At 69.9% G+C, this 19,686-nt stretch carries 17 protein-coding genes; 7 read left to right on the plus strand and 10 right to left on the minus strand.

Annotated elements, in window-relative coordinates:
- Positions 1-814: 814 nt before the first annotated feature.
- The 7 genes from AMYBE_RS0129785 to AMYBE_RS0129815 all read right to left on the minus strand — a co-directional run bounded on the left by AMYBE_RS0129785 (position 815) and on the right by AMYBE_RS0129815 (position 7,723).
- Positions 815-1,741, minus strand: a complete 927-nt coding sequence (locus AMYBE_RS0129785) for a glutamate ABC transporter substrate-binding protein (RefSeq protein WP_034289373.1) — start codon at positions 1,739-1,741, stop codon at positions 815-817.
- 38 nt (positions 1,742-1,779) lie between these two features.
- On the minus strand, positions 1,780-3,168 hold the full coding sequence (locus AMYBE_RS0129790) for a hypothetical protein (protein ID WP_020663052.1): 1,389 nt from the start codon (positions 3,166-3,168) through the stop codon (positions 1,780-1,782).
- A gap of 91 nt (positions 3,169-3,259) precedes the next feature.
- Positions 3,260-4,315: an ATP-NAD kinase family protein gene (locus tag AMYBE_RS0129795; RefSeq protein WP_020663053.1), complete on the minus strand. Its 1,056-nt coding sequence runs from the start codon at positions 4,313-4,315 to the stop codon at positions 3,260-3,262.
- 133 nt (positions 4,316-4,448) lie between these two features.
- Positions 4,449-4,670, minus strand: a complete 222-nt coding sequence (locus AMYBE_RS0129800; protein WP_020663054.1) for a heavy-metal-associated domain-containing protein — start codon at positions 4,668-4,670, stop codon at positions 4,449-4,451.
- A 185-nt stretch (positions 4,671-4,855) separates the two neighbouring features.
- Positions 4,856-5,059, minus strand: coding sequence for a cold-shock protein (locus AMYBE_RS0129805; RefSeq protein WP_020663055.1), 204 nt, complete (start codon positions 5,057-5,059; stop codon positions 4,856-4,858).
- A gap of 218 nt (positions 5,060-5,277) precedes the next feature.
- On the minus strand, positions 5,278-5,553 hold the full coding sequence (locus AMYBE_RS42530; protein WP_020663056.1) for a hypothetical protein: 276 nt from the start codon (positions 5,551-5,553) through the stop codon (positions 5,278-5,280).
- Between the two features lie 394 nt (positions 5,554-5,947).
- Positions 5,948-7,723 (minus strand): thiamine pyrophosphate-dependent enzyme, encoded by a 1,776-nt coding sequence (locus AMYBE_RS0129815; protein ID WP_425386920.1) that lies wholly within the window; start codon positions 7,721-7,723, stop codon positions 5,948-5,950.
- Between AMYBE_RS0129815 and AMYBE_RS0129820 the strand changes: the two genes are divergently transcribed.
- Positions 7,717-8,997: a hydroxyacid-oxoacid transhydrogenase gene (locus AMYBE_RS0129820; protein WP_027928161.1), complete on the plus strand. Its 1,281-nt coding sequence runs from the start codon at positions 7,717-7,719 to the stop codon at positions 8,995-8,997. The genes AMYBE_RS0129815 and AMYBE_RS0129820 overlap by 7 nt on opposite strands.
- Positions 8,991-9,398, plus strand: coding sequence for an acyl-CoA thioesterase (locus tag AMYBE_RS0129825; RefSeq protein ID WP_020663059.1), 408 nt, complete (start codon positions 8,991-8,993; stop codon positions 9,396-9,398). Before AMYBE_RS0129820 ends, AMYBE_RS0129825 begins: the two co-directional genes overlap by 7 nt.
- On the opposite strand, the gene AMYBE_RS0129830 is transcribed toward AMYBE_RS0129825, so the two are convergent.
- Positions 9,399-10,577: a PucR family transcriptional regulator gene (locus AMYBE_RS0129830; RefSeq protein WP_051124787.1), complete on the minus strand. Its 1,179-nt coding sequence runs from the start codon at positions 10,575-10,577 to the stop codon at positions 9,399-9,401. It abuts the gene before it with no gap.
- 80 nt (positions 10,578-10,657) lie between these two features.
- On the opposite strand from AMYBE_RS0129830, the gene AMYBE_RS0129835 reads away from it, so the two are divergent.
- The 4 genes from AMYBE_RS0129835 (at position 10,658) to AMYBE_RS0129850 (ending at position 16,643) form a co-directional block, all read left to right on the plus strand.
- Complete coding sequence (locus tag AMYBE_RS0129835; protein WP_051124789.1) at positions 10,658-12,688, plus strand: acetate--CoA ligase family protein; 2,031 nt, start codon at positions 10,658-10,660, stop codon at positions 12,686-12,688.
- The gene (locus AMYBE_RS0129840) at positions 12,681-14,000 is read left to right on the plus strand and encodes an alkyl sulfatase dimerization domain-containing protein (protein ID WP_020663062.1); all 1,320 of its coding nucleotides are present in this window, start codon (positions 12,681-12,683) and stop codon (positions 13,998-14,000) included. The genes AMYBE_RS0129835 and AMYBE_RS0129840 overlap by 8 nt, the downstream gene beginning before the upstream one ends.
- Before the next feature lie 97 nt (positions 14,001-14,097).
- On the plus strand, positions 14,098-15,447 hold the full coding sequence (locus AMYBE_RS42535; RefSeq protein ID WP_051124791.1) for an MFS transporter: 1,350 nt from the start codon (positions 14,098-14,100) through the stop codon (positions 15,445-15,447).
- Positions 15,447-16,643 carry an alkyl sulfatase dimerization domain-containing protein gene (locus AMYBE_RS0129850; RefSeq protein ID WP_020663064.1) on the plus strand — a complete coding sequence of 399 codons (1,197 nt, stop codon included), beginning with the start codon at positions 15,447-15,449 and terminating at the stop codon, positions 16,641-16,643. The genes AMYBE_RS42535 and AMYBE_RS0129850 overlap by 1 nt, the downstream gene beginning before the upstream one ends.
- On the opposite strand, the gene AMYBE_RS0129855 is transcribed toward AMYBE_RS0129850, so the two are convergent.
- Positions 16,632-17,585: a helix-turn-helix transcriptional regulator gene (locus AMYBE_RS0129855; RefSeq protein ID WP_020663065.1), complete on the minus strand. Its 954-nt coding sequence runs from the start codon at positions 17,583-17,585 to the stop codon at positions 16,632-16,634. The genes AMYBE_RS0129850 and AMYBE_RS0129855 overlap by 12 nt on opposite strands.
- A gap of 45 nt (positions 17,586-17,630) precedes the next feature.
- Between AMYBE_RS0129855 and AMYBE_RS0129860 the strand changes: the two genes are divergently transcribed.
- Entirely contained in the window at positions 17,631-18,728 is a 1,098-nt protein-coding gene (locus AMYBE_RS0129860; protein ID WP_020663066.1) for an epoxide hydrolase family protein, read from the plus strand.
- A 284-nt stretch (positions 18,729-19,012) separates the two neighbouring features.
- On the opposite strand, the gene AMYBE_RS0129865 is transcribed toward AMYBE_RS0129860, so the two are convergent.
- On the minus strand, positions 19,013-19,528 hold the full coding sequence (locus tag AMYBE_RS0129865; RefSeq protein ID WP_020663067.1) for a hypothetical protein: 516 nt from the start codon (positions 19,526-19,528) through the stop codon (positions 19,013-19,015).
- Positions 19,529-19,686: the final 158 nt, after the last annotated feature.

Genomic DNA, 19,686 nt, shown 5'->3' on the forward strand with positions numbered 1-19,686 from the left:
CGGATACGGCTGGTTCTGCGACTGAGGCGATCCCGGATACGGCTGGCTCTGCGATGCGGGCGAGCCAGGGTACGGCTGTCCCTGCGGGTACTGGCGGCCTTGCGGCGGCATCTGCTGCCCGCCGCGCGGCGCCGGGCGACCCTGGGTGCGCGGCTGGCCCTGCTGGCCGGACTGCGGCCTCTGTGACTGCTGACCAGCCTGGCCCGGCTGGCCAGCGGGACCACCGGCTGGGCCCTGCTGACCGGCCGGAACCTGGCCAGCAACACCGGGCTGCCCCTGCTGCGCTGCCTGCCCAGCCGAGCCCGGCTGCCCCGGCTGCCCGGTTTGCCCTGGCTGAGGCTGCCCCGCCGGAGCCTGTCCTTGCCCGGCCCCGCCCGTTTGGCCAGCAGGGCCTGCCTGCCCGGCCTCGCCCACCTGGCCTGCCTGCCCGGCCCCGCCCACCTGGCCGGCCTGTTCCGTCCCGCCAGGCTGTCCGGCCTGCGTCCCCTGTGGTCGCTGCACCGGAGCGCTGATCAACGTCTCCGCGTCCGGGTCGGGCTGGCCGTCCAACCTGCCCGCGTTCGATTCCGGGGCGTCCCAGCGCACCGGTGGCGGCGGGGTCCACGAAGCGTCGGCTTCCCCCCGTCCGGGCGGCTGGTCCCCGGCATTCGCCGAGCCGCCGCCTTCGTCCGGTGCTGCGTGCCGAGGACGGCGCGCCTCCTCCGACACAACTACCTCCCGAGCTCCCCGCGGCAAGTCTGCCGCTCAAAAAGTACAACTTGCGCCGGCTTGGCGCTGCCGGACCGCATCGCGGACCCCATCCGGACCAGCCTGTTCACTTGTACTGCGGCGAGGGCGGCTCGGCCGGGCCGAGCCGGGCCCCGACCCAGGTCTGGTAGCTCTTCGCCCAGGTGCCGTCGCCGCGGATCTTGTCCAGCACCGCGTTGACGAAGCGGACCAGGTCCTCCTCGTCCTTCGGGATGCCGACGCCGTAGTTCTCCTGAGTCATCGGTTCGCCGACGACCTTCACCGTCGGGTCCTGCGCGGCCATGCCGGCCAGGATCGTGTCGTCCGTGGACACCGCGTCGACCTGGGCCTGCTGCAGCATCACCAGGCAGTCCGACCAGTTCGGCACCGACACCGCGATCGGCTTGGCCGGGTCGGTGGCGATCTTCGCCAGCGAGGTCGACCGCGCGGCGGCGCACACGCGTTTGCCCGCCAGGTCGGTCAGCGACTGCGCCTTCGACGACTTCGGCACCAGGATCTTCTGCCCGGCGACGTAGTAGACCGAGGAGAACTGCACCTTCTCCCGCCGCGCGCAGGTGACGCTGTAGGTCCGGACCACCACGTCGACCTGGTGCTGCATCAGCACCTGCTCGCGCTGGGACGACGTGATCGCGCGGTACTGCACGTGTCCGTCCGCGGTGCCGAAGATCGCGGTGGCGATCTCGTTGACCAGGTCGATGTCGAAGCCCTCGAGCTTGCCGGTCTTCGGGTTGCGGAATCCGAAGAGGTAGGTCGTCTGGTCGACGCCGGCGATCAGCTTGCCGCGCTCTTTGATCTTGGCCAGCGTCGGACCGCTGGGGTCCAGACCAGCGGGCGCGAGGCTGGCCAGCGGGTTGCACCTGGTGTCGGAGTCGCCGCCGGCGGTGGCGTCCGGGCCGCCGACCCCGGCGGGCGTCGGCCAGGCCGCGTCGGTGACCGGTGCGGCGTTCATCGACTGGACCGCGGACCCGCAGGCGGCGGCAAGCACCGCGACCATGGCGAGTACCGCCGTCCGGACGAAGTGCCGCGACCGGATCACTGGTACTCCCTCAGTCTCTCTCGAACGCCGACTGTCGCACCGCCCGCGGCGAACACCGCGAGAATCCCGATACCGGGCGCGAGCGCGGTGATCGCGTTGTCGCCGGAGCGGGTGCTGTCGAGAAATTCCTGGCGGCACACGTCGATCGCGGCCTGCAGGTTCGTGTCCAACCGGGTGAACGCGGCGGCGGCGCTGTTCGGGCTCACGCTCGTCGCGAAGTCCACCGCCTCCTGGTATTGCCCGCCGTCGTCCAGTCGACGCACTTCGAGGTGGGCCAGCGACCATTCGCGGGCGGCCTGTTCCGCCGCTTCGATCTTCTTCTCGCCCGAGGTGCCGGACGCGAGGGTGCGCGCCTGGCCGAGCAGCCCGCCTTTGCCGTCCGCGCCGACGAGCTTCTGGGCCAGTTCGATGAACTGCTTCTCGTACTGGGCGCCGTCGCCGCGCGCGACCAGCGTGAGGGTCTCGTCCGCGCGGGCCTGCAGCGCGTAGATCCGGGCCCGCACCAGGATGTCGACCTGCGAGGTGCCGTCGGTGCGGCCGGTCGCGACGAAGCTGCCCTGCACGACCAGCGCGACCGCGCCCCACAGCAGCGACAGCACGATGCAGCCGGTCGCGACGAGCAAGCCGATGTTCAGCACCCGGTTCGTCCGGCGGGTCAGGTAGATCTGCGCGACGACGAGCGCCGCGATCAGCACGAGGATCAACGCGACCGCCGCCCACGGCACGTCGCTGCTGCTGTCCTCTTCGGCGAAGAGCTTGTCGGTGTGGGCTTGGTAGAGCGCGTCCGCGGCGGGCAGCAGCGTGCTGCGCATCAGCTGCGAGGCTTCGCGCAGGTACGAGGCGCCGGACGGGAAGCCCTGCCGGTTGTTCGCCCGCGCGGTCTCGACGATCCCGGTGTAGACCGGGATTTTCTGGTTCAGGATGTCCACCTGATGGGCGGCGTCGCCGACGCCGGTGGTGTCGGAGGCGGCCCGGGCGAGCGCGGAACCCGCTTCGGCGATGTCCTGCTCGTACTTCTTCCGCAGTTCCGGCGGCTCGGTGCCGACTGAAAGGAAGGCGCTCGCCGCGGTCGCGTCCGCGTCCGACAGCGAGCGGAACACCTGCTGCGCGGCCGCCGCGAGCGGTTCGCGGTGGTCGATGAGGCCGTTGATCGTGTTGTCTTTGTCCTTTACGGACAAGACGCCGACCAGGCCGGCGACGAGCGACAGCAGCACCAGCGCGATCGCGATCAGCGACAGCCGGCCGGGCGTGGTGGTGGCCGCTCTCACGACCGCGCGAATCGCCTGGCCCGGCAGGTCCAGCAGGCCGGCGATCCCGCTGCGGCCCTCCGGTTCCCCAGGCGGCGGCTCAGCAGTCGTTTCCGGCCGCGTCGCAGTGCTGGTCATCCCCGATCCTCCCCATACGCCACCCGCAGAAGGTAGCCGGTCGGGCAAGTCGCAGCGAACGACACCCGGAAGGTGTCACCTGCACGTGATCTCAGCCGACGCAACGGCCGCTGCTGTCGCCCTTCCAGCCAGATTCGCTTGTGGCGACACTGCGCAGCAACCCCTGGGTTGCCGCTTCGGCCATCGCAGCGCGTACGTCCACGCACCATGGTCCGTCCGGTCGCAGTTCCACGTACGCGCCTTCGCCGTTCTTCAGTTCCAGCTCGCGTTCTCCGTCTACCGCGATGACACCGCCACCCGCCGCCAGGTCAACGCGTACACCCGGGCGAAGCACGCCCCAGCCGCGTACGCCGACTGGACGCACCAGCCCAGGCGCGATCGCCGCGTGCACGACGTACGCGGAGCTATCCACCGGGCCGAGCTGCAGTGCCACGCCTTCCGCACTGGTACGAGAACTCGGACACAACTGCCCAGCGATGCTCGACAAGCCAATGCTGTCCGGTTCGGCGAACGTGCAGTACAGCTCGGTGAGCGCGGTCGGATCCCAGAGCGCCTTCGCTCCGGCGTGCCTGCTCATCGACACCGCGACGTCCACCAGCGCGATCTCGCGACGGTTCTTCGTGACCACTTCGAGCACGCTGACCCGCTGCATGACCAGGTCCGCATCGACCTGACCACTGGCCACCATGCCGGCCGCGAGACCGGCGACAGTGGCCTCGCCAGCTTGCGGGAAGGCGTTGTTGGTGCCGGTCGGCAGTGCGAGCAGCGGCACGTCGCCGCACGCCTTCGCGGCAACGCGCGCGGTGCCGTCCCCGCCGAGGCACACGATCACGCCAGCACCCGCGTCGACCATCCGGCGCACGGCGTTGACTGTGTCGATCGCGGTGCCGGTGAGCGTGTCTTCGTCGCAGAACTCGATGCGCGGGACCGGGTCGCGACCCAGGTCGCGCAGCACGGAGGCAGTGATCCCGCCGAAATCCGTGGACAACATGACCCGGTCGACACCGGCCACGGCGAACGCCGACAGCAGCCGGCGCACGATGTTGGCCTTCTCCTCGGCCGGGAACACCGTGGCCTGGGTGACCAGTCTTCGGATGTCCCGTCCGGACGCCGGGTTCACGACGATCCCCGCGACGACTTCGCCCATCGGGCATCCCCCTCGTCCGCTCTCCGGGCCATCGAACGCCTCCTCCAGTGTGGAGGAAAGGGTTGCATCAACGTTGCAGAGGCCGCTGCCGCGACGAGAGCCTACCCTGGGTTCCTGGGTAATTACCCATAGTTCAGACGAGAGTTCCGAGCCCGCCGTAGCTGTACCCGGCCTCTTCGACCGCAGCCCGCACGGCCGCCTCGTCGAGCGGGCTGGCGCTGCGGACCTGGACGCGGCCGGTCTCGATGTCGACTGTGACGTTCTCGACGCCGGGCAGTGCGGTCAGTTCCTCGGTGACCGACTGGGCGCAGTGACCGCACGACATTCCGGTGACGAGGTAGCTGTTTTCGATCATGCCGGCGAGCCTACGAGTCGGTGACCGGCCACGATCGGGCGATCCACAGTGGCCGGTGTCGGAAGGGAATGCGTTGTCCGGCAACCAGAACCACCCGCCCAGATCCACCCGGCGGGAGCGGCTGGAACGAGAGAAGCCGCCGCTCCCGAAGACGGGAGCGGCGGCTTCTCAGCGAAGAACGTAGGTCAGAGAACGGTGACCGACGTAGCCTGCGGGCCCTTCTGGCCCTGGCCGATCTCGAACTGCACGCGAGCGTTCTCCTCAAGGGTACGGAAGCCGTTGCCCTGGATCTCGCTGTAGTGCACGAAGACGTCGCCGCCACCGTTGTCGGGAGTGATGAAGCCGAACCCCTTCTCGGAGTTGAACCACTTCACGGTGCCCTCAGTCATCTAACAATCTCCATACATAACACCAAAACAGGAAGCCACATCGACGTCCTGGGCCCAGACACGGGCGAGATCCGCCTTCGTCGAGACGACGAAGAAGCTCACGCCCGCTGAGTTCTGCGAGCGTGACTTACCACGAACACAAAATTCGAGACCACTTAAAGTAAAGCACAGCGGAGCGGCCCCCGACAAGCCGACTCACCCCAGTTCACGAGACCGGGTCACTCCCCGCTGGCCGGTCGCAGCGACGCGCCGAACGGCGAGCGCCAGCCTGCCCCGCTGTCCGCGGCGACGACGGCCACGTCGTGCGCTTCCGCACTGGCGCTGAACTGCACCGGAACCACTCCGGACCGGGCCTGCTCCGGCACCTGCGCGGCCTGCTCGGGCTCGTTCCGCACCACGGACACCACGGCAGCGGACTGCGTGGACCGGGCCCGGCCGCGCGTCGTGCCGGCGGCCTTCCCGGTGCGGGATTTCCCGTCCTTTTCGTCGGCCATGACGAACTCCCCTCGTTCCTTCCCGCGGCAAGCGGGGGCGATGACCGCGATGGTGCCATCCGGCACCGACAAAAACCGGCGATCCCCGATCCGGAAACGGGCCGGACGGCCGCGAACCAAGCCGGGACGCCACCCGGGAATTCCCCATCCGGACGCCAGCCGATCGAGCCGAGCGTACCGGGTCCGATTGCCGAAAACCCCGGGAACACCGTCAGGTTACCTGAGCCGGGGGCGGGCAGCTACCGAACTTCTCCGGCGTTTCCCTGTGTTCTCAGGAAGATTTCAGGTACCGGGCGGCGGCAGGCGACCGGGGACGCGGTCCGTGAAGGGCCCCTTGCCGGACTCTGATTCCCCCAAGGAGCCCTTCACGGACAGGCAGCAACCAGGCCGGGGCTCAGGGAGCGGCCGGACGCGAAGCACCCAGCAGAGCGCTCAGCCGGACGTCCGGGGTCACCACATCCGGATCCGTCCGGACGTCGATCACGCACGGCCGCTGCCGTACCAGGGCGCTCGCGATGATCGGCTCGAGCCGCTCGCGATCGTCCACCGTGTACCCCGCCGCGCCGAGGCCGCGCGCCCAGGAAGCGAAGTCCGTCAGCGGGATGGTCACCCCGGACAGCCGCCCGTGGGTGCGCGCCTGGTGCATCGCGAGCGGACCGTGCAGCCCGTTCTGGAACACGACCACCATCACCGGCGCCCGGTAGCGCACCGCTGTCTCGATCTCTTGCCCAGTCATGAGCGTGCCCGCGTCGCCGACCATCGCGACCACTGCACGACGCGGCTCGGCGAGCTTGGCCGCGACCGCGGCAGGCACCGCGTACCCCATCGCGGCGTTGCTCGGGCCGAGCTGGCTGCGCGGAGCGGTGAAGCACCAGTAGCGGTGCATGAACTGCGCGAAGTTGCCTGCGTCACTCGTGACGATGGTGTCCTCGGGTGCCAGCTTTCGCAGCGCGCGCACCACGTCTGCCGGATGCACGCGGGTGTTGTCGCTGGTGTTCGGCGGTGTCATGAAGGTGTGCACGGCGGCGTTCGCGGCCGATGCCCTGCGCGTACGCGGCGAAGCGATCGCGCGCAGCTCCTTGAGAAACGGCTCCACCTCAGAGTCGACGCGGAACGTCAGGCCGCGACGGCGCTGCTCGTCAATCCCTGTGCCGACAAGGACGAGCGTCTGCTGCGGCGTCGGGTAGCGGAAACCCTGGGTGGTGACTTCGTCGAGCTGGGTGCCGAGCGCGAGCACCAGGTCCGCGCGCTCAAGGGCGTCGAGCTGGCGCGCCGGAATGCCCAGCCCGAGGTGCCCGGCGTAGCGCGCGTGGTTCTCCGGAAAGGCATCCTGCCTGCGGAAAGCGTTGTACACGGGCAGCGCGAGCTCGTCCGCGACCGCGATCAGTTCGTCGCGCGCCGACCGCGCGCGACCGCCGACGATGACCACCGGGTAGCGGGCTTCGTCGACAAGCCCGGCGACTGCTTCCGCCGAACGGCCCAACGTGCCGGCGGCGGGCGGGCGAACCTCGGCGGCCGGCTTCGCCGAGTCGTACGGGACGCCCCACGCGTCGGCAGGCACGCCGATCACCACCGGTCCCGGCCGGCCTTCGCGGCAGCGGGCGAGACCTTCGGCGAGCAAGTGCGGCACATCGTCCGGTGCGTCCGCGCGGACGCACCATTTGGCGATCTTCTCGAACATCGGCGTGGCATCGGACGCCGGCACCTCGCCGGTCAGCGTCCGGTCCAGCGCCGGGGTTTCCAGCAGCACCACCATCGGCGTCTCGTCCTGGTAGGCCGTCTGCACTCCCAAGACCAGCGCCGCGGCACTCGGACCGCGGCTGGCGAGCAGGATCGCGGGCCGTTCGGTGAGCTTGCCTTCGGCCTCGGCCATGAAGGCGGCGCCCGAATCGTGCCGGGCCGAGACGAGCGTGAGGTCGCGCTCGCGGCCCAGCGCGTCGAGCAATTCCAGGAACGACTCGCCGACGACCGCGTACACCCGGCGGACCCGGGCTTCGTTCAAAACGCGTACGGCCGTTTGCGCGACGGTAGTTCCCTGTTGGTATCTAATGAGGGAGAGCTTAGGGCGGCACCGTTCACCGGCGTCAAGTGATCTTGAAAAAGTCGCTGCCGGATTATGCCGATTGCCGGATCGGGCTGCCCGCCAGTTGGGAGGACGGCCGCGTGACATCCGCCGAACATGAGACTGTTTTCACTTATGGTGCCCCTGCGCTCAAGTACGGCACCGGGGCGAGCGACGAGATCGGGTACGACCTTGCCCAGTACGGAGCGCGCCGGGTGCTGGTGGTCACCGACCCGGTCGTCGCGGCGACCGGCTGGCCGGAACGGATCGCCGAGGGCATCCGCGGCTACCGGATCACGGTGGAGACCTTCGACGGCGTCCAGGTCGAGCCCACCGAGGTGAGCATGCAGAAGGCGGTCGACTTCGCCCGCGGCTCCGGCCCGTACGACGCGTTCGTGGCCGTCGGCGGCGGCTCCAGCATCGACACCGCCAAGGCGGCGAACCTGCTGACCAGCAACGACGGCGAGCTGATGGACTACGTCAACGCGCCGGTCGGCGGCGGCCGGGCCCCGGCGAATCCGCTGAAACCGCTGGTCGCGGTGCCGACGACGACCGGGACCGGCTCGGAGAGCACCACCGTGTGCGTGCTGGACGTGCTGTCGCTGCGGGTGAAGAGCGGGATCAGCCACCTGCGGCTGCGCCCGACGCTGGCGGTCGTCGACCCGCGGCTGACGGTCAGCCAGCCGGCCGGCGTCACCGCGGCGAGCGGCATGGACATCCTGTGCCACGCCGCGGAGAGCTACACCGCCAAGCCCTACACCGAGTTCGACCGGAAGCGGCCGGAACAGCGCGTGCCGTACTGCGGGGCGAACCCGCTCGCCGACATGTTCGCGGAGAAATCGCTGCAACTGCTGTCGTGGGCGCTGCCGGCCGCGGTCAAGGACGGCGAGAACCTGGCCGCGCGCGAGGCGATGGCGCTGGCCGCGACGTTCGCCGGGCTCGGCTTCGGCAACGCGGGCGTGCACATCCCGCACGCCAACGCGTACCCGATCGCCGGGCAGGTACGGGATTTCCACCCCGCGGACTATCCCGGCGACGAGGCGATGGTGCCGCACGGGATGGCGGTGTCGCTGACCGCGCCGGCCGCGTTCCGGTTCACCTTCGCGGCCGACCCGGAACGGCACCTGCGGGTAGCCCGGCTGCTCGCGCCGGACTTCGAGTGGTCCGGCGACCTGGCGGATCATCTGCCCGCGGTGCTGACCGAACTGATGCAGTCGATCGGCTTGCCGTCCGGGATCGGCGCGGTCGGCTATTCGGAGTCCGATGTGGACTCTCTCGTCTCCGGCACGGTGCAGCAGCAACGGTTGCTGGCGACCGCACCGCGCACCCCGTCCGAAGAGGACTTGGCGGGGATTCTGCGCGCATCGGTGCAGCTGTGGTGAGCTACCCGCATTGGCACCAGGTTCCGCTGCGGTGGAAGGACAATGACGTCTACGGCCACGTGAACAACGTGGTGCACTACTCGCTGATGGACACGGCGATCAATACCTGGCTGATCGAGCGCGGCGGACTGGACATCGAATCCGGGCCGGTGATCGGACTGTGCGTCGAGTCGAAATGCGCCTACCACGCTTCGGTTTCGTTCCCGGACACGCTCCGGATCGGTCTGCGGGTGGCGCATCTCGGCCGGTCGAGCGTGCGCTACGAGATCGGGATGTACTCGGCTGCCGAGACGTTGGTGGCGGAAGGGCATTTCGTGCACGTGTTCGTGGACCGGGAAAGCCGGCGGCCGGTCGCGGTGGAAGGAAAACTGCGCGAGGCGCTCGCGGAACTCATCGCCTGACTACCCCGGCAAACCCAACGCGGCGCCGAACAGCAGGACGCCCTTCGCGGTCCGCGGGTCCGCACCGGTCAGCGCCGCGATCCGGGCGAGCCGGTTGTCGACCGTGTTGGGGTGGACGTGCAGCCGCCGCGCGGTTTCCCGGCGGTTGAAGTCCGTTTCCAGGTAGGCGGTCAACGTGGTCAGCAAGTCCGGCTCGCCGCGCAGCCGGGAGGCGATCGAGCGCAGCTTCGGCACCGCTGCGCTCTCATGGCTGAGGTGGAACTCGAAGAGGTGGTCGTCGAGGACCGCTACTCCGCCGGGCGCGGACGCCAGCGGCAGGAGTTTCTCCGCCTGTCGCACCGCGGCCGGAATCGCCGCCAAGTCGGCCGCATGCGCGAATCCGGCGGTGATCTCCACGCCGGATTCCCGCTGAGCCTGCGGAATGGCGTGCTGCGCCGCGGCGGTCGCCGCGGCCGAACCGTCCGGAGTGGACGGAAGCAGGACCAGACCGCCGTCCGGGTCGAGGGCGGCCAGCGCGTCATCGGGCAGGGCGCGGCGCAGGTGTCGCAGCAGCTGGCTGACCCGACGGTGCTCAGCGAGCCGGCGGCCGACCGAGTCGCCAGCGGATTCCGCCGGGTCCGGGGAAAACCGCAGCGCGAGCGCGCCGTACGCGGGAGCCAGCCGGAGGTCGAACCGGGCGGCGAGTTCCACAGCCGGCTCCCCCGCGGCCAGCGCCCGCGCCAGCGCCCGGATCGCCTCGCGCTCGTCGCCGTGTGCGGCCTGGAACTCCTCCTGATGCGCGCTGATCGCGGTCACCAAGACTTGGTGCAGGCAGTCCAGCAGCACCGCCGTCGCGTACGTCGGCAGGTCGCCTTCGGACTGCCGGGCCGCCTCCGCCCACAGCTCTTCGATGCCCAGCAGGTACGCGTGCAGGAAATCGCTGACCGGCAGCCCTTCGAGCCCGCGTTCCCGGCCTCGTTCGCGGAAAAGCTCGAGCTCGTCGGCTCGCGGGGCGCGCCGCTCCCGCACCGCACGGAGGAAGAGCCGGAAAAGCTCGCGGCAGGTGTGCGCCATGTGCCGGTAGAGGTGTTCGGGCACCGGACCGCGGTAGTGCGGCGACAGCTCGACGTAGCGGCGCAGAGTCCGGTCCACCACCTGCGGCACCTGTCGTTCCAAGCTCGCCCACAGCTGTTGTGACATGTCATAACACGCTAGCCGAAACCATGGGCGATGTGCGCTTACGAGCTGGGCCGGCGCAGGCGACAGTTGGAGTTGTGTCCATGACCTCGATCACAGGGAGTCCGCCGGTGCACTCCGCTCGCTGCGAACCGCTGTTCCGCCCGAAGTCGGTCGCCGTCGTCGGAGTCTCCGCGACCACCGCGCTTTCCTGGGGCCGCATCGCGCTGGACCGGCTGGTCCGCGGCGGCTACGACGGCGAAGTCGTGGCGGTGGCCCGCGGCGCGCTCGACCTGCCCGGGGTCCGCACGGTCGGCTCGCTCGCCGAGATCGGCTACGGCCCGGACCTGGTCGTGCTCGCGACCCCGGCGGAGACCGTGCCCGCCCTGGTGGCGCAAGCCCGTGACCAGGGCGCGGGCGCGGTAATCGTGTTCGCCGCCGGCTTCGCCGAGGACGGCAACCCGCAGCTGCAGGACCGGCTCCGCGCGGCGGCCGGCGATCTCCCGGTGCTCGGGCCCAACTGCCTCGGCGTGGTCAGCCGCCCGGCCGGCGTGCAGCTGTCGACCACGGTGTTCCTCGACCGCGAACGGCTCGCGCCCGGCCCGGTCGGGATCGTGACGCAAAGCGGCGCGATGGGCTTCGTGCTGGCCGATCTTCTTGAACAGGCGGGGGTCGGCTACTCCTACTACGCCAGCGTCGGCAACGAAGCCTGCCTTTCCAGCACCGAGCTGGGCGGCTACTTGCTGGACCAGCCCGACCTCGACGTGCTGGTGCTCTACCTGGAAGGCGTGCGCGACGCGGCCGGCCTGCGCGAACTGGGCAGGCAAGCCGCCGCGGCGGGCAAGACCGTGGTGGCGCTCGCGGTCGGACGCAGTGCCGCCGGACGGCAAGCCGCGCTCTCGCACACCGCCGCGGTGGCGGGCGACCATATGCTGCTCGCCGGACTGTGCCGGCAGGAAGGCATCCGGCTCGTCACCGATGACGACCAGCTCGTGGACGCGGTTCTCAGCGCCCGCAAGGGAGTACGGCTGCCGCCGGTGCCGCGCCTCGCGGTGCTGACCATGTCCGGCGGCGCGGGCGGAGTCCTCGCCGACAGCCTGACGGCGATGGGCGTCCGGGTCCCGCCGCTGTCGGACGCGACCCGCGAACAGCTCGCCAAGGCCGGCGGGATCGAAGCGGCGGACACCAATCCGGTCGATCTCGGCGGCAACATCGACCGTTGGCTCGACCGGGTCGAGGACCTGCTCGGCGCGCTCGACACGGACCCCGAACTCGACGGCGTGGTGCTCTATCTGACCTTCGGGGACCGGTTTCGCGAACCGTACCGGCGATTGGCCGAAGCCGCCGCGGCGATGCGCACCCCGGCGTGGTTCGTGTGGGCGTGCGCCCCGCCCGGCGAACTGGCTCAGCTCGGCCGGCCGGACACCGTGCTGCCCAGCATCGGCGCACTGGTCCGGCGATTGCGGGTGCTGGTGCCGGACGTGGTTCCGGAGCCCCGGCGACCGTCCGGCGGAGATCGTCCGATTTGGACTGAGTTGCGGTCGGCGCCGGTGCTGGCCGAAGCAGGCATCGCGCACGTCCCGACGGTGACCGCGAACGACGCGCCGCCGCCCTGGCCGGGTCCGTACGTGCTCAAGGGCGATGCTTCCGACGTGCCGCACCGGGCGCGCGCGGGCTTGGTTCGCGTCGGCGTGACCGCGGACGAGCTTCCCGCCGCCACCACGGCACTCGCCGCGCGCCTGCGCGAGGTGTCCGCCGATCCGGACCGCGTCGTGGTCATCCAGCCGCTGGTCCCGCACACCGTCGAACTGTCGCTGGGCGCTGTCCGGGACCCGATCTACGGCACCGCCGTCCTGCTCGGCGCGGGCGGCGACCAGGCGGAAGACCCGTCCGCGCCCCGGCGGGCGCTGGTGCTGCCCGCCTCGCCCGGCCAGATCGCCGAGTTCGCCCGCTGGGCGGAAGCAGTCCTCGGCGCTCCGGCCGCCGCGGTCCGCAGCGCCGTCGACGGCTTGCTCCGCGTACTCGACAACCACCCGGAATTCGCCGAAATCGAAGCCAATCCGCTCTGCGTCACCGACGACGGCCTGATCGCCGTCGACGCGCTCATCACCACCAAGGAGGACTCCCGTGACTGACCTGCTCGACTACGCGGACAAGGTCTGGCGAGGCGAAGCGGAAACCCGCGTCTACCACTCCGGTGTGTTCCGTCGCGAAGGTCTGCACGAACTCGCCGACGGCGTGTGGATGTGGCCCGCGTTCGGCAACGTCTACCTGTTCCCCACTCGCGACGGCCTGTTCTGCTTCGACACTGGCGAACGGCGCACCGCGGCCGACCTGTTCGACGCGACCCGCGCTCGCACCGACGCTCGGCTGCACACCGCGGTGTACTCCCACGGCCACATCGACCACGTCTTCGGCGTCGGGCCGTTCGACGCCGAAGCGGAGGAACGCGGGCTGCGCCGACCGGCCGTGCTGGCGCACGAGAACACCCCGCCCCGGTTCCAGCGCTACGACCGCACGCGCGGCTACAACACGGTGATCAACCAGCGGCAGTTCCAGTCCCCCGGCTTTCGGTGGCCCAGCGAGTACCGCTACCCCGACCTGACCTACCGGGACGCCACGACGCTGCGGGTCGGCGACCTCGACGTACGGTTGCGCCATGCGCGCGGGGAGACCGACGACGCGACGATCGCGTGGTTGCCCGAACGCAAGATTCTCTGCTGCGGCGACTTTTTCATCTGGTCCTCGCCCAATCCGGGCAATCCGCAGAAGGTCCAGCGCTACGCGGCGGAATGGGCGCAAGCCTTGCGCTGGATGGCCGGGCTCGGCGCGGAATTGCTGCTGCCCGGGCACGGCGTGCCGATCGCCGGTGCCGACCGGGTCCGCACCGCGCTGTCGGACACCGCGGAATTCCTGGAAATTCTGCACAACCAGACCGTGGACGCGATGAACGCCGGCGCGACTCTGGACGAGGTCGTGCACAGCGTCACCGCACCGGCCGAACTGCTGGCCAAGCCGTACCTCAAGCCGTCCTACGACGAGCCGGAGTTCGTGGTGCGCAACGTGTGGCGGCTCTACGGCGGCTGGTACGACGGCAACCCGGCGAACCTCAAGCCCGCCCCGCGAGCCGACCTCTCCCGGGAAATCGCCAGCCTCGCCGGCGGAGCCGACCGGCTCGCCGAGCGCGCCCGGGAACTGCTGGCCGCGGGCGAACACCGGCTGGCCGGCCATTTCGCGCAACTCGCGGCCGACGCGGAGCCAACCGGCGAAATCGCGCACACCGCTCGCGCGGAAGTGTTCACGGCGCTGGAAAAGGCGGCGACCTCGACGATGGCCAAGGGCGTGTACGCCTGGGCCGCCGCCGAATCTCAAGCCGCGCTCGACGGAGCCGACCGCGACGAGCACTTGCGCCTGCGCGCCGCCGGCCGCACCCGCTGGGCCTTCTGACCAGTTCCATCCCTGCCCGCACCACCACCGTTCGACCCCTCCCGCTCCACCCCGCCCGGCACACCCCGCCCGACAACGCCGTTGAAAGGGGATCCCGATGACCGCTCCCGCCGTTCCCAGCAGATCCACCCGTCCCGCCGCGACACCGGCCACCAGTGCGCGAGGCTGGGTGGTCACCGTGCTGCTGCTGGTTTTCATGCTGATCAATTTCGCGGACAAGGCCGTGCTAGGGCTGGCCGCGAAACCGCTGATGCACGACCTCGGGCTGACGCCGGAGTCCTACGGACTGATCAGCAGCGGGTTCTACTTCCTGTTCAGCATTTCGGCGATCGTGGTCGGGTTCGTCGCGAACCGGGTGCCGTCGAAGTGGATCCTGCTGGTGCTCGGGGTGGTCTGGGCGCTCACCCAGGCCCCGATGCTCGGCTCCGCCGGGTTCGGCGTGCTGCTGGTGAGCCGGATCGTCCTCGGCGCCGCCGAAGGCCCGGCGAATCCGCTCGCGATGCACGCCGCGTACAAGTGGTTCCCCAACGAGAAACGCGCTCTGCCCAGTTCGCTGCTCAACGCCGGTTCCGGCCTCGGCGTCGCGCTCGCCGCTCCTTTGCTCACCGCGGTGATCGTCGCGCACGGCTGGCGCTGGGCGTTCTTCGCGCTGCTGGTGATCGGCCTGGTGTGGGCGGTGCTGTGGGCTGTCTTCGGCCGCGAAGGCACGGTCGCCGGGACCGCGTCGGTGCACACCGCGCAGAAATCCGAAGTGGACGAGCCGCGGGTACCGTACCGGCGGATCCTGTTGAGCGGCACCTGGCTCGGCGGGTTCCTCTCCGGATTCGCCGCCTACTGGGCGCTCGCCGTCCTGGTCGCCTGGGTCCCGCACTACTTGGAAACCGCGCTGCACTACCGCCCCGTCACTACCGGCACCCTGGTGGCGCTGCCGTGGATCGCTTCAGTGGTGTTCAACGTCTGCCAGGGCACGTTGACCGACCGGCTGATGCGGCGCGGGGTGTCGAGCCGGATGGCGCGCGGTGTGCTCGGCGGGATCGCTGTCGTGCTCTCCGGCATCGCGATGCTGGCGTTCCCGCACGTCGGCGCGGGGTGGCTGCAGATCGCGTTGCTCACCATCGCGTTCAGCCTCGGCGGCGTCGTGTTCGCCATCGGCATGACGGTGAACGCGGAGATCTCCCCGACCCGGCAGCGCGGCGCCGTGCTGTCCATCTCGGTCGGCCTGGTCACGACCGCCGGGCTGATCGCGCCGTACCTGACCGGGTTGCTCATCCAGTCCGCCAGCAGCCCCGCCGTCGGCTACACCCTCGCGTTCTCCATCGGCGGCGTGCTGTCCCTGGTCGGCGGCGTGGTGTCGATCGTCTTCGTCCGGCCGGAGCGGACCGCGCGACGGCTCGGGCTCCGGCCGGTCAACCCCACCGGCTCCACCGACGGAAAGGTCACGCACTGATGCCGGTACCCAGCAGCGACAACCCGCTCTACGGCGCCGGCGAGGTCACCCAGGTCGCCGCGGGCGTGTTCACGATCGGTTTGCAGGGCAACACTCTCGCCGTGGAGACCGGAGACGGGCTCGTCGTGGTCGACACCGGTCCGGCTCCGCATCTCGTCGCGCCGGCACTGGACCGGCTGCGGGAGCACACGTCCGAGCCGGTCCAGTGGATCGTCTACAGCCACGGACATCTCGGCTACAACTACGGCGTACCAGCGTTTTTCGACTACGCGGCGGCGCGCGGCGAACCACGCCCGACCGTGGTGGCGCACGAGAACGTGGTGCGCCGGTATCGCCGGTACCTCGAAACCGCCGGGCTGCAGAACCGCATCAACGCCCGGCAATTTCGACGTCCCGTGACGGAGTTTCCCGAATTTCCGCCGCTGACGTTCCCCCATCAGACCTACCGCGAAGCAATGACGCTCAACCGCACCGTGCGGCTGCTGTGGGCACCGTCGGAAACCGATGACGTGACCGCGGTCTGGCTGCCCGAGCAGCGCGTCCTCTACGGCAGCGCGGCGGTGATCAACGGAATCCCCAACATCGGCACCCCGATGCGGACCATGCGGGACACCGTGCGCTGGGCAGACACCCTCGACCGGCTCGCCGAGCTGCGGCCGTCGCTGCTCGTCCCGGAATTCGGGCCGGTCGTGCGCGACGATCCGGTCGGGCAGCTCACCGCGACCGCCGCCGCGCTCCGCTGGCTGCGGGCCGCCGTGGTGGATCGGCTCAACGACGGACGTTGCGCCGACGACATCGTGCACGACCTGGATTACCCGGCGGAGCTGTTCGACGTGCCGTGGATGCGCGAGAACTACGGGCATCGGGAGTACCTTGTCCGAGACATTGTCCGGTCGGAAACCGGTTGGTGGGACGGAAATCCGACCACGCTGCACCCGTGCAGGCCGGACGTGGCCGCGGCCGCGCGGGCGGGCGCGATCACCGACAAGCAAGGCGTGCTCGACCAGGTCGCCCGGCTGCGCGACGAAGGCCGGACGCAGGAAGCGCTGCACGCGGTGGATGTGCTCGCGCTCGCCCCTGGCGACGATCCGCTCGTCAAACAGGCCCGGGCGCTGAAGGCGGAGCTGTGTTCAGCGCGAGCGAAGGACGCCAGCAGCTACGTGTCCCGCAGTTTCTACCGAACGTCAGCGGACTGACCGCAGCGCCCGCGCACCGAGTTCCCGCAGGTGCGCGGCCAGCTGTGGCGGTTCGTGCACCTCGAACTCGCGGCCGAGGCCGGTCAGCCGGAAAGCCAGCCATTCCAGGGTGTCCGCCGGACTGGTGACGCGGCAGGTCTGTTCGTCCACGGGCGTGACCTCGCCGGCCGCACCCCACAGCCGGGACACCTCGGCGGCCGGAGCGTGCACGGTGACCACGGCGCGGTGAGTGGGGCGCGAGGTGTGCAGCTTGCTGGTCACGTACGCCGCCGGGTCTTCCGCGGGCAGTTCGCGCCGCTCGAACCGGGTGCCGATGAGCTGCAGGCGCTCGATCCGGTCCACGCGGAAGATCCGCCAGTCGGCCCGATCGGCGTCGAAGGCCAGCAGGTACCAGCGGCGGCCGGACGAGACGAGGTGGTGCGGTTCGGCCAAGCGGCGGGTCTCCTCGCCGCTGTTGGCCAGGTAGTGAAAGCGGAGCCGTTCGGTGTTGGCGATGGCGGTGGCCAGCGCGGTCAGTCGCGACGGGTCCACGCGCGGGCCGTCGCCGGACGGCAGCGGCACAGTCGCGGCGGCCAGCGCGCGTACCCGGCGGCGCAGGCGGCTCGGCAGGACGCGTTCGAGCTTGGTCAGCGCGCGGACGGACGCCTCGTCGATGCCGGTCACCGCGTGCCCGGACGCCAGGCGCAGGCCGACCGCGATGGCGACCGCCTCCTCGTCGTCCAGCAGCAACGGTGGCAGGGCGGTGCCGGCGACCAGCCGGTATCCCCCCTCCGCGCCCATCGCGGCTTCGACCGGATAGCCCAGTTCCCGCAGTCGCTCGATGTCCCGGCGAACCGTCCGGGGACCGACGCCGAGCCGTTCGGCCAGCTCGCTGCCCGGCCACTGGCGGGGCGTCTGGAGCAGCGAAAGCAGCTGCAACAACCGGGCGGACGGATCGCTCACGATCTAGGACCATATCTGACCTACATGGGTTCTACCGTCGTGCCTATGCCGATCAAGCCGTTCCGCATCGAGATCTCCGGTGCCGCGCTCGCCGACCTGCACGCTCGGCTGACACAGACCCGCTGGCCGCCGCGGCTGCCCGGCGAAGGATGGGAGCGCGGGGTTCCGGTGGACTGGCTGCGCGAGGTCGCCTCGTACTGGGCGACCGGCTACGACTGGCGCGCACAGGAGGCCCGGCTGAACGAGTTCCCGCAATTCCGCACCGACATCGACGGCGTTGACCTGCATTTCCTGCACTTGCCGTCAGCCGCGCCGGACGCGACACCGCTGTTGCTGACACATGGCTGGCCGAATTCGTTCGTGGAGTTCACCGGACTGATCGAGCACCTCGCGGACTTCCACGTGGTCGTGCCCTCGCTGCCAGGTTTCGGGTTCTCGTCCGCACCTGGCCTCGGCTGGAACGTCGCGCGGGTCGGCCGCGCGTGGGCGGAGCTGATGCGCAGGCTCGGCTACTCGAAGTACGTCGTGCAGGGCGGCGATCTCGGCGCTTACGTGGCCCCGGAAACGGCGCTGGCCGGCGACGCGCTGGGCGTCTACGTGACCGCCGGTCTGGGCATTCCGACCGAAGCCGACCTGCCCGACCTGGACGAAACCGAGCGGGCCGCGTTCGCCGCGATGATGTCGCAGGACTGGATGAACGGCGTCGACCACCACCAGCTGCTGCGCACCGCGCCGCAGACGTTCGCCTACGGCTGGAACAATTCGCCGGTCGGCGCGCTCGCGTGGATGGCGCAGAAATTCCACGAATTCAACGCCAGCGGCAAGCCGTGGGACAAAATGCTGGACGCGTTCCTGACCAACCTGAGCATCTACTGGTTCACCGGAACCTTCGGCACGTCGTCGTGGTCCTTTTACTCGAAGGACGGATTCGCTTGGCCGCGAGGGCAGAAGAAAGCGCCGACCGGCGTGTACAGCGGGACTCCCGGGATCCGCCGGCTGGCCGCGCGCGAATCCGAGATCGTGCACTGGCCGACCGACAATCCCGCCGGGCACCACTTCATCGCGATGGACCAACCAGAGGCGTACGCGGCAGACCTGAAGAGATTCACGGCAACGGTGCGGTCACTCGCCGACCATGGCTGAACCCGGGGATGGACGAGACCTCCACGCGGGCTTCCAGCCCTAGCCGATTCCGCCGTCCGCCGGACGGGAGATAGCTTTCGGAAAACGACATTCCGAGCGATTGAGCCCGGGGCGGGCATGACAACGAATACTCTGGCCGACGCAAGGCAACTGCGGAACCTGCACCAGGGAATCAAGCCAGCCGACCTCGCCCTTGCCTCGGCCGCATTCGCGTTCTCCCAGAGATCTGTTTGAGCACTGGCTCAGGTGCGTCCGGATCGATCGAGCCGGACGCACCTTTTCTCCTACGCCGTAGCCGATTCCCGCGGCAACAGCCGCGACCGGAACACCCAGACTCCCGCAGTGCGCACGACGACCATCGTCAACGCCATCGCCACGAAGAACGCCGCGACCCCGCCGTCGTCGATCCCAGTCCGATACAGGAACGTCCCGAAAGACTCCCGGACCGTCTGACTCTCCTGAACCGCGTACAGAAACGCCAATCGCCCAACGAGCACCGCCAGCCACAACCCGAGGTAGCCGACGCCAGCGGTGGTGTAGACCGCTTTCTTCCGCGCATCCCACTCGACCTTGGTCAGCTTCACCAGTCCCAGCCCCACCACGATGCCGACCACGATTCCCGCCGCTCCAGTGAGAACGTTGGGGCCGGTCAGCCTGAGGTCGGCGAGCGCGCCCCAGCCGATCAGCGCGGAAGTGAAGAACGGCATGATCAGGAGAACCCGATTCTCCTTCCGCCGCCCGATATGCGCCAGCAGCACCACCGCGAGCAGCACTCCGCTGAGAATCAACGCGTCCTTCATAACTGCCTCCCCGTGTTCGCGCAATGCCGCCCACAGCGCGTTCCCATCGTCGGAAAACCGAAGCTAGCCCCGGCGGGCAGGGCGAAACATCGCCGTGCGGGTGGAATCACGACCGGCGACGGGTGCACATTTCTCCACCCGCGGGTGGCCACCCGGCC

This window comes from Amycolatopsis benzoatilytica AK 16/65, assembly GCF_000383915.1.
Taxonomy (GTDB): domain Bacteria; phylum Actinomycetota; class Actinomycetes; order Mycobacteriales; family Pseudonocardiaceae; genus Amycolatopsis; species Amycolatopsis benzoatilytica.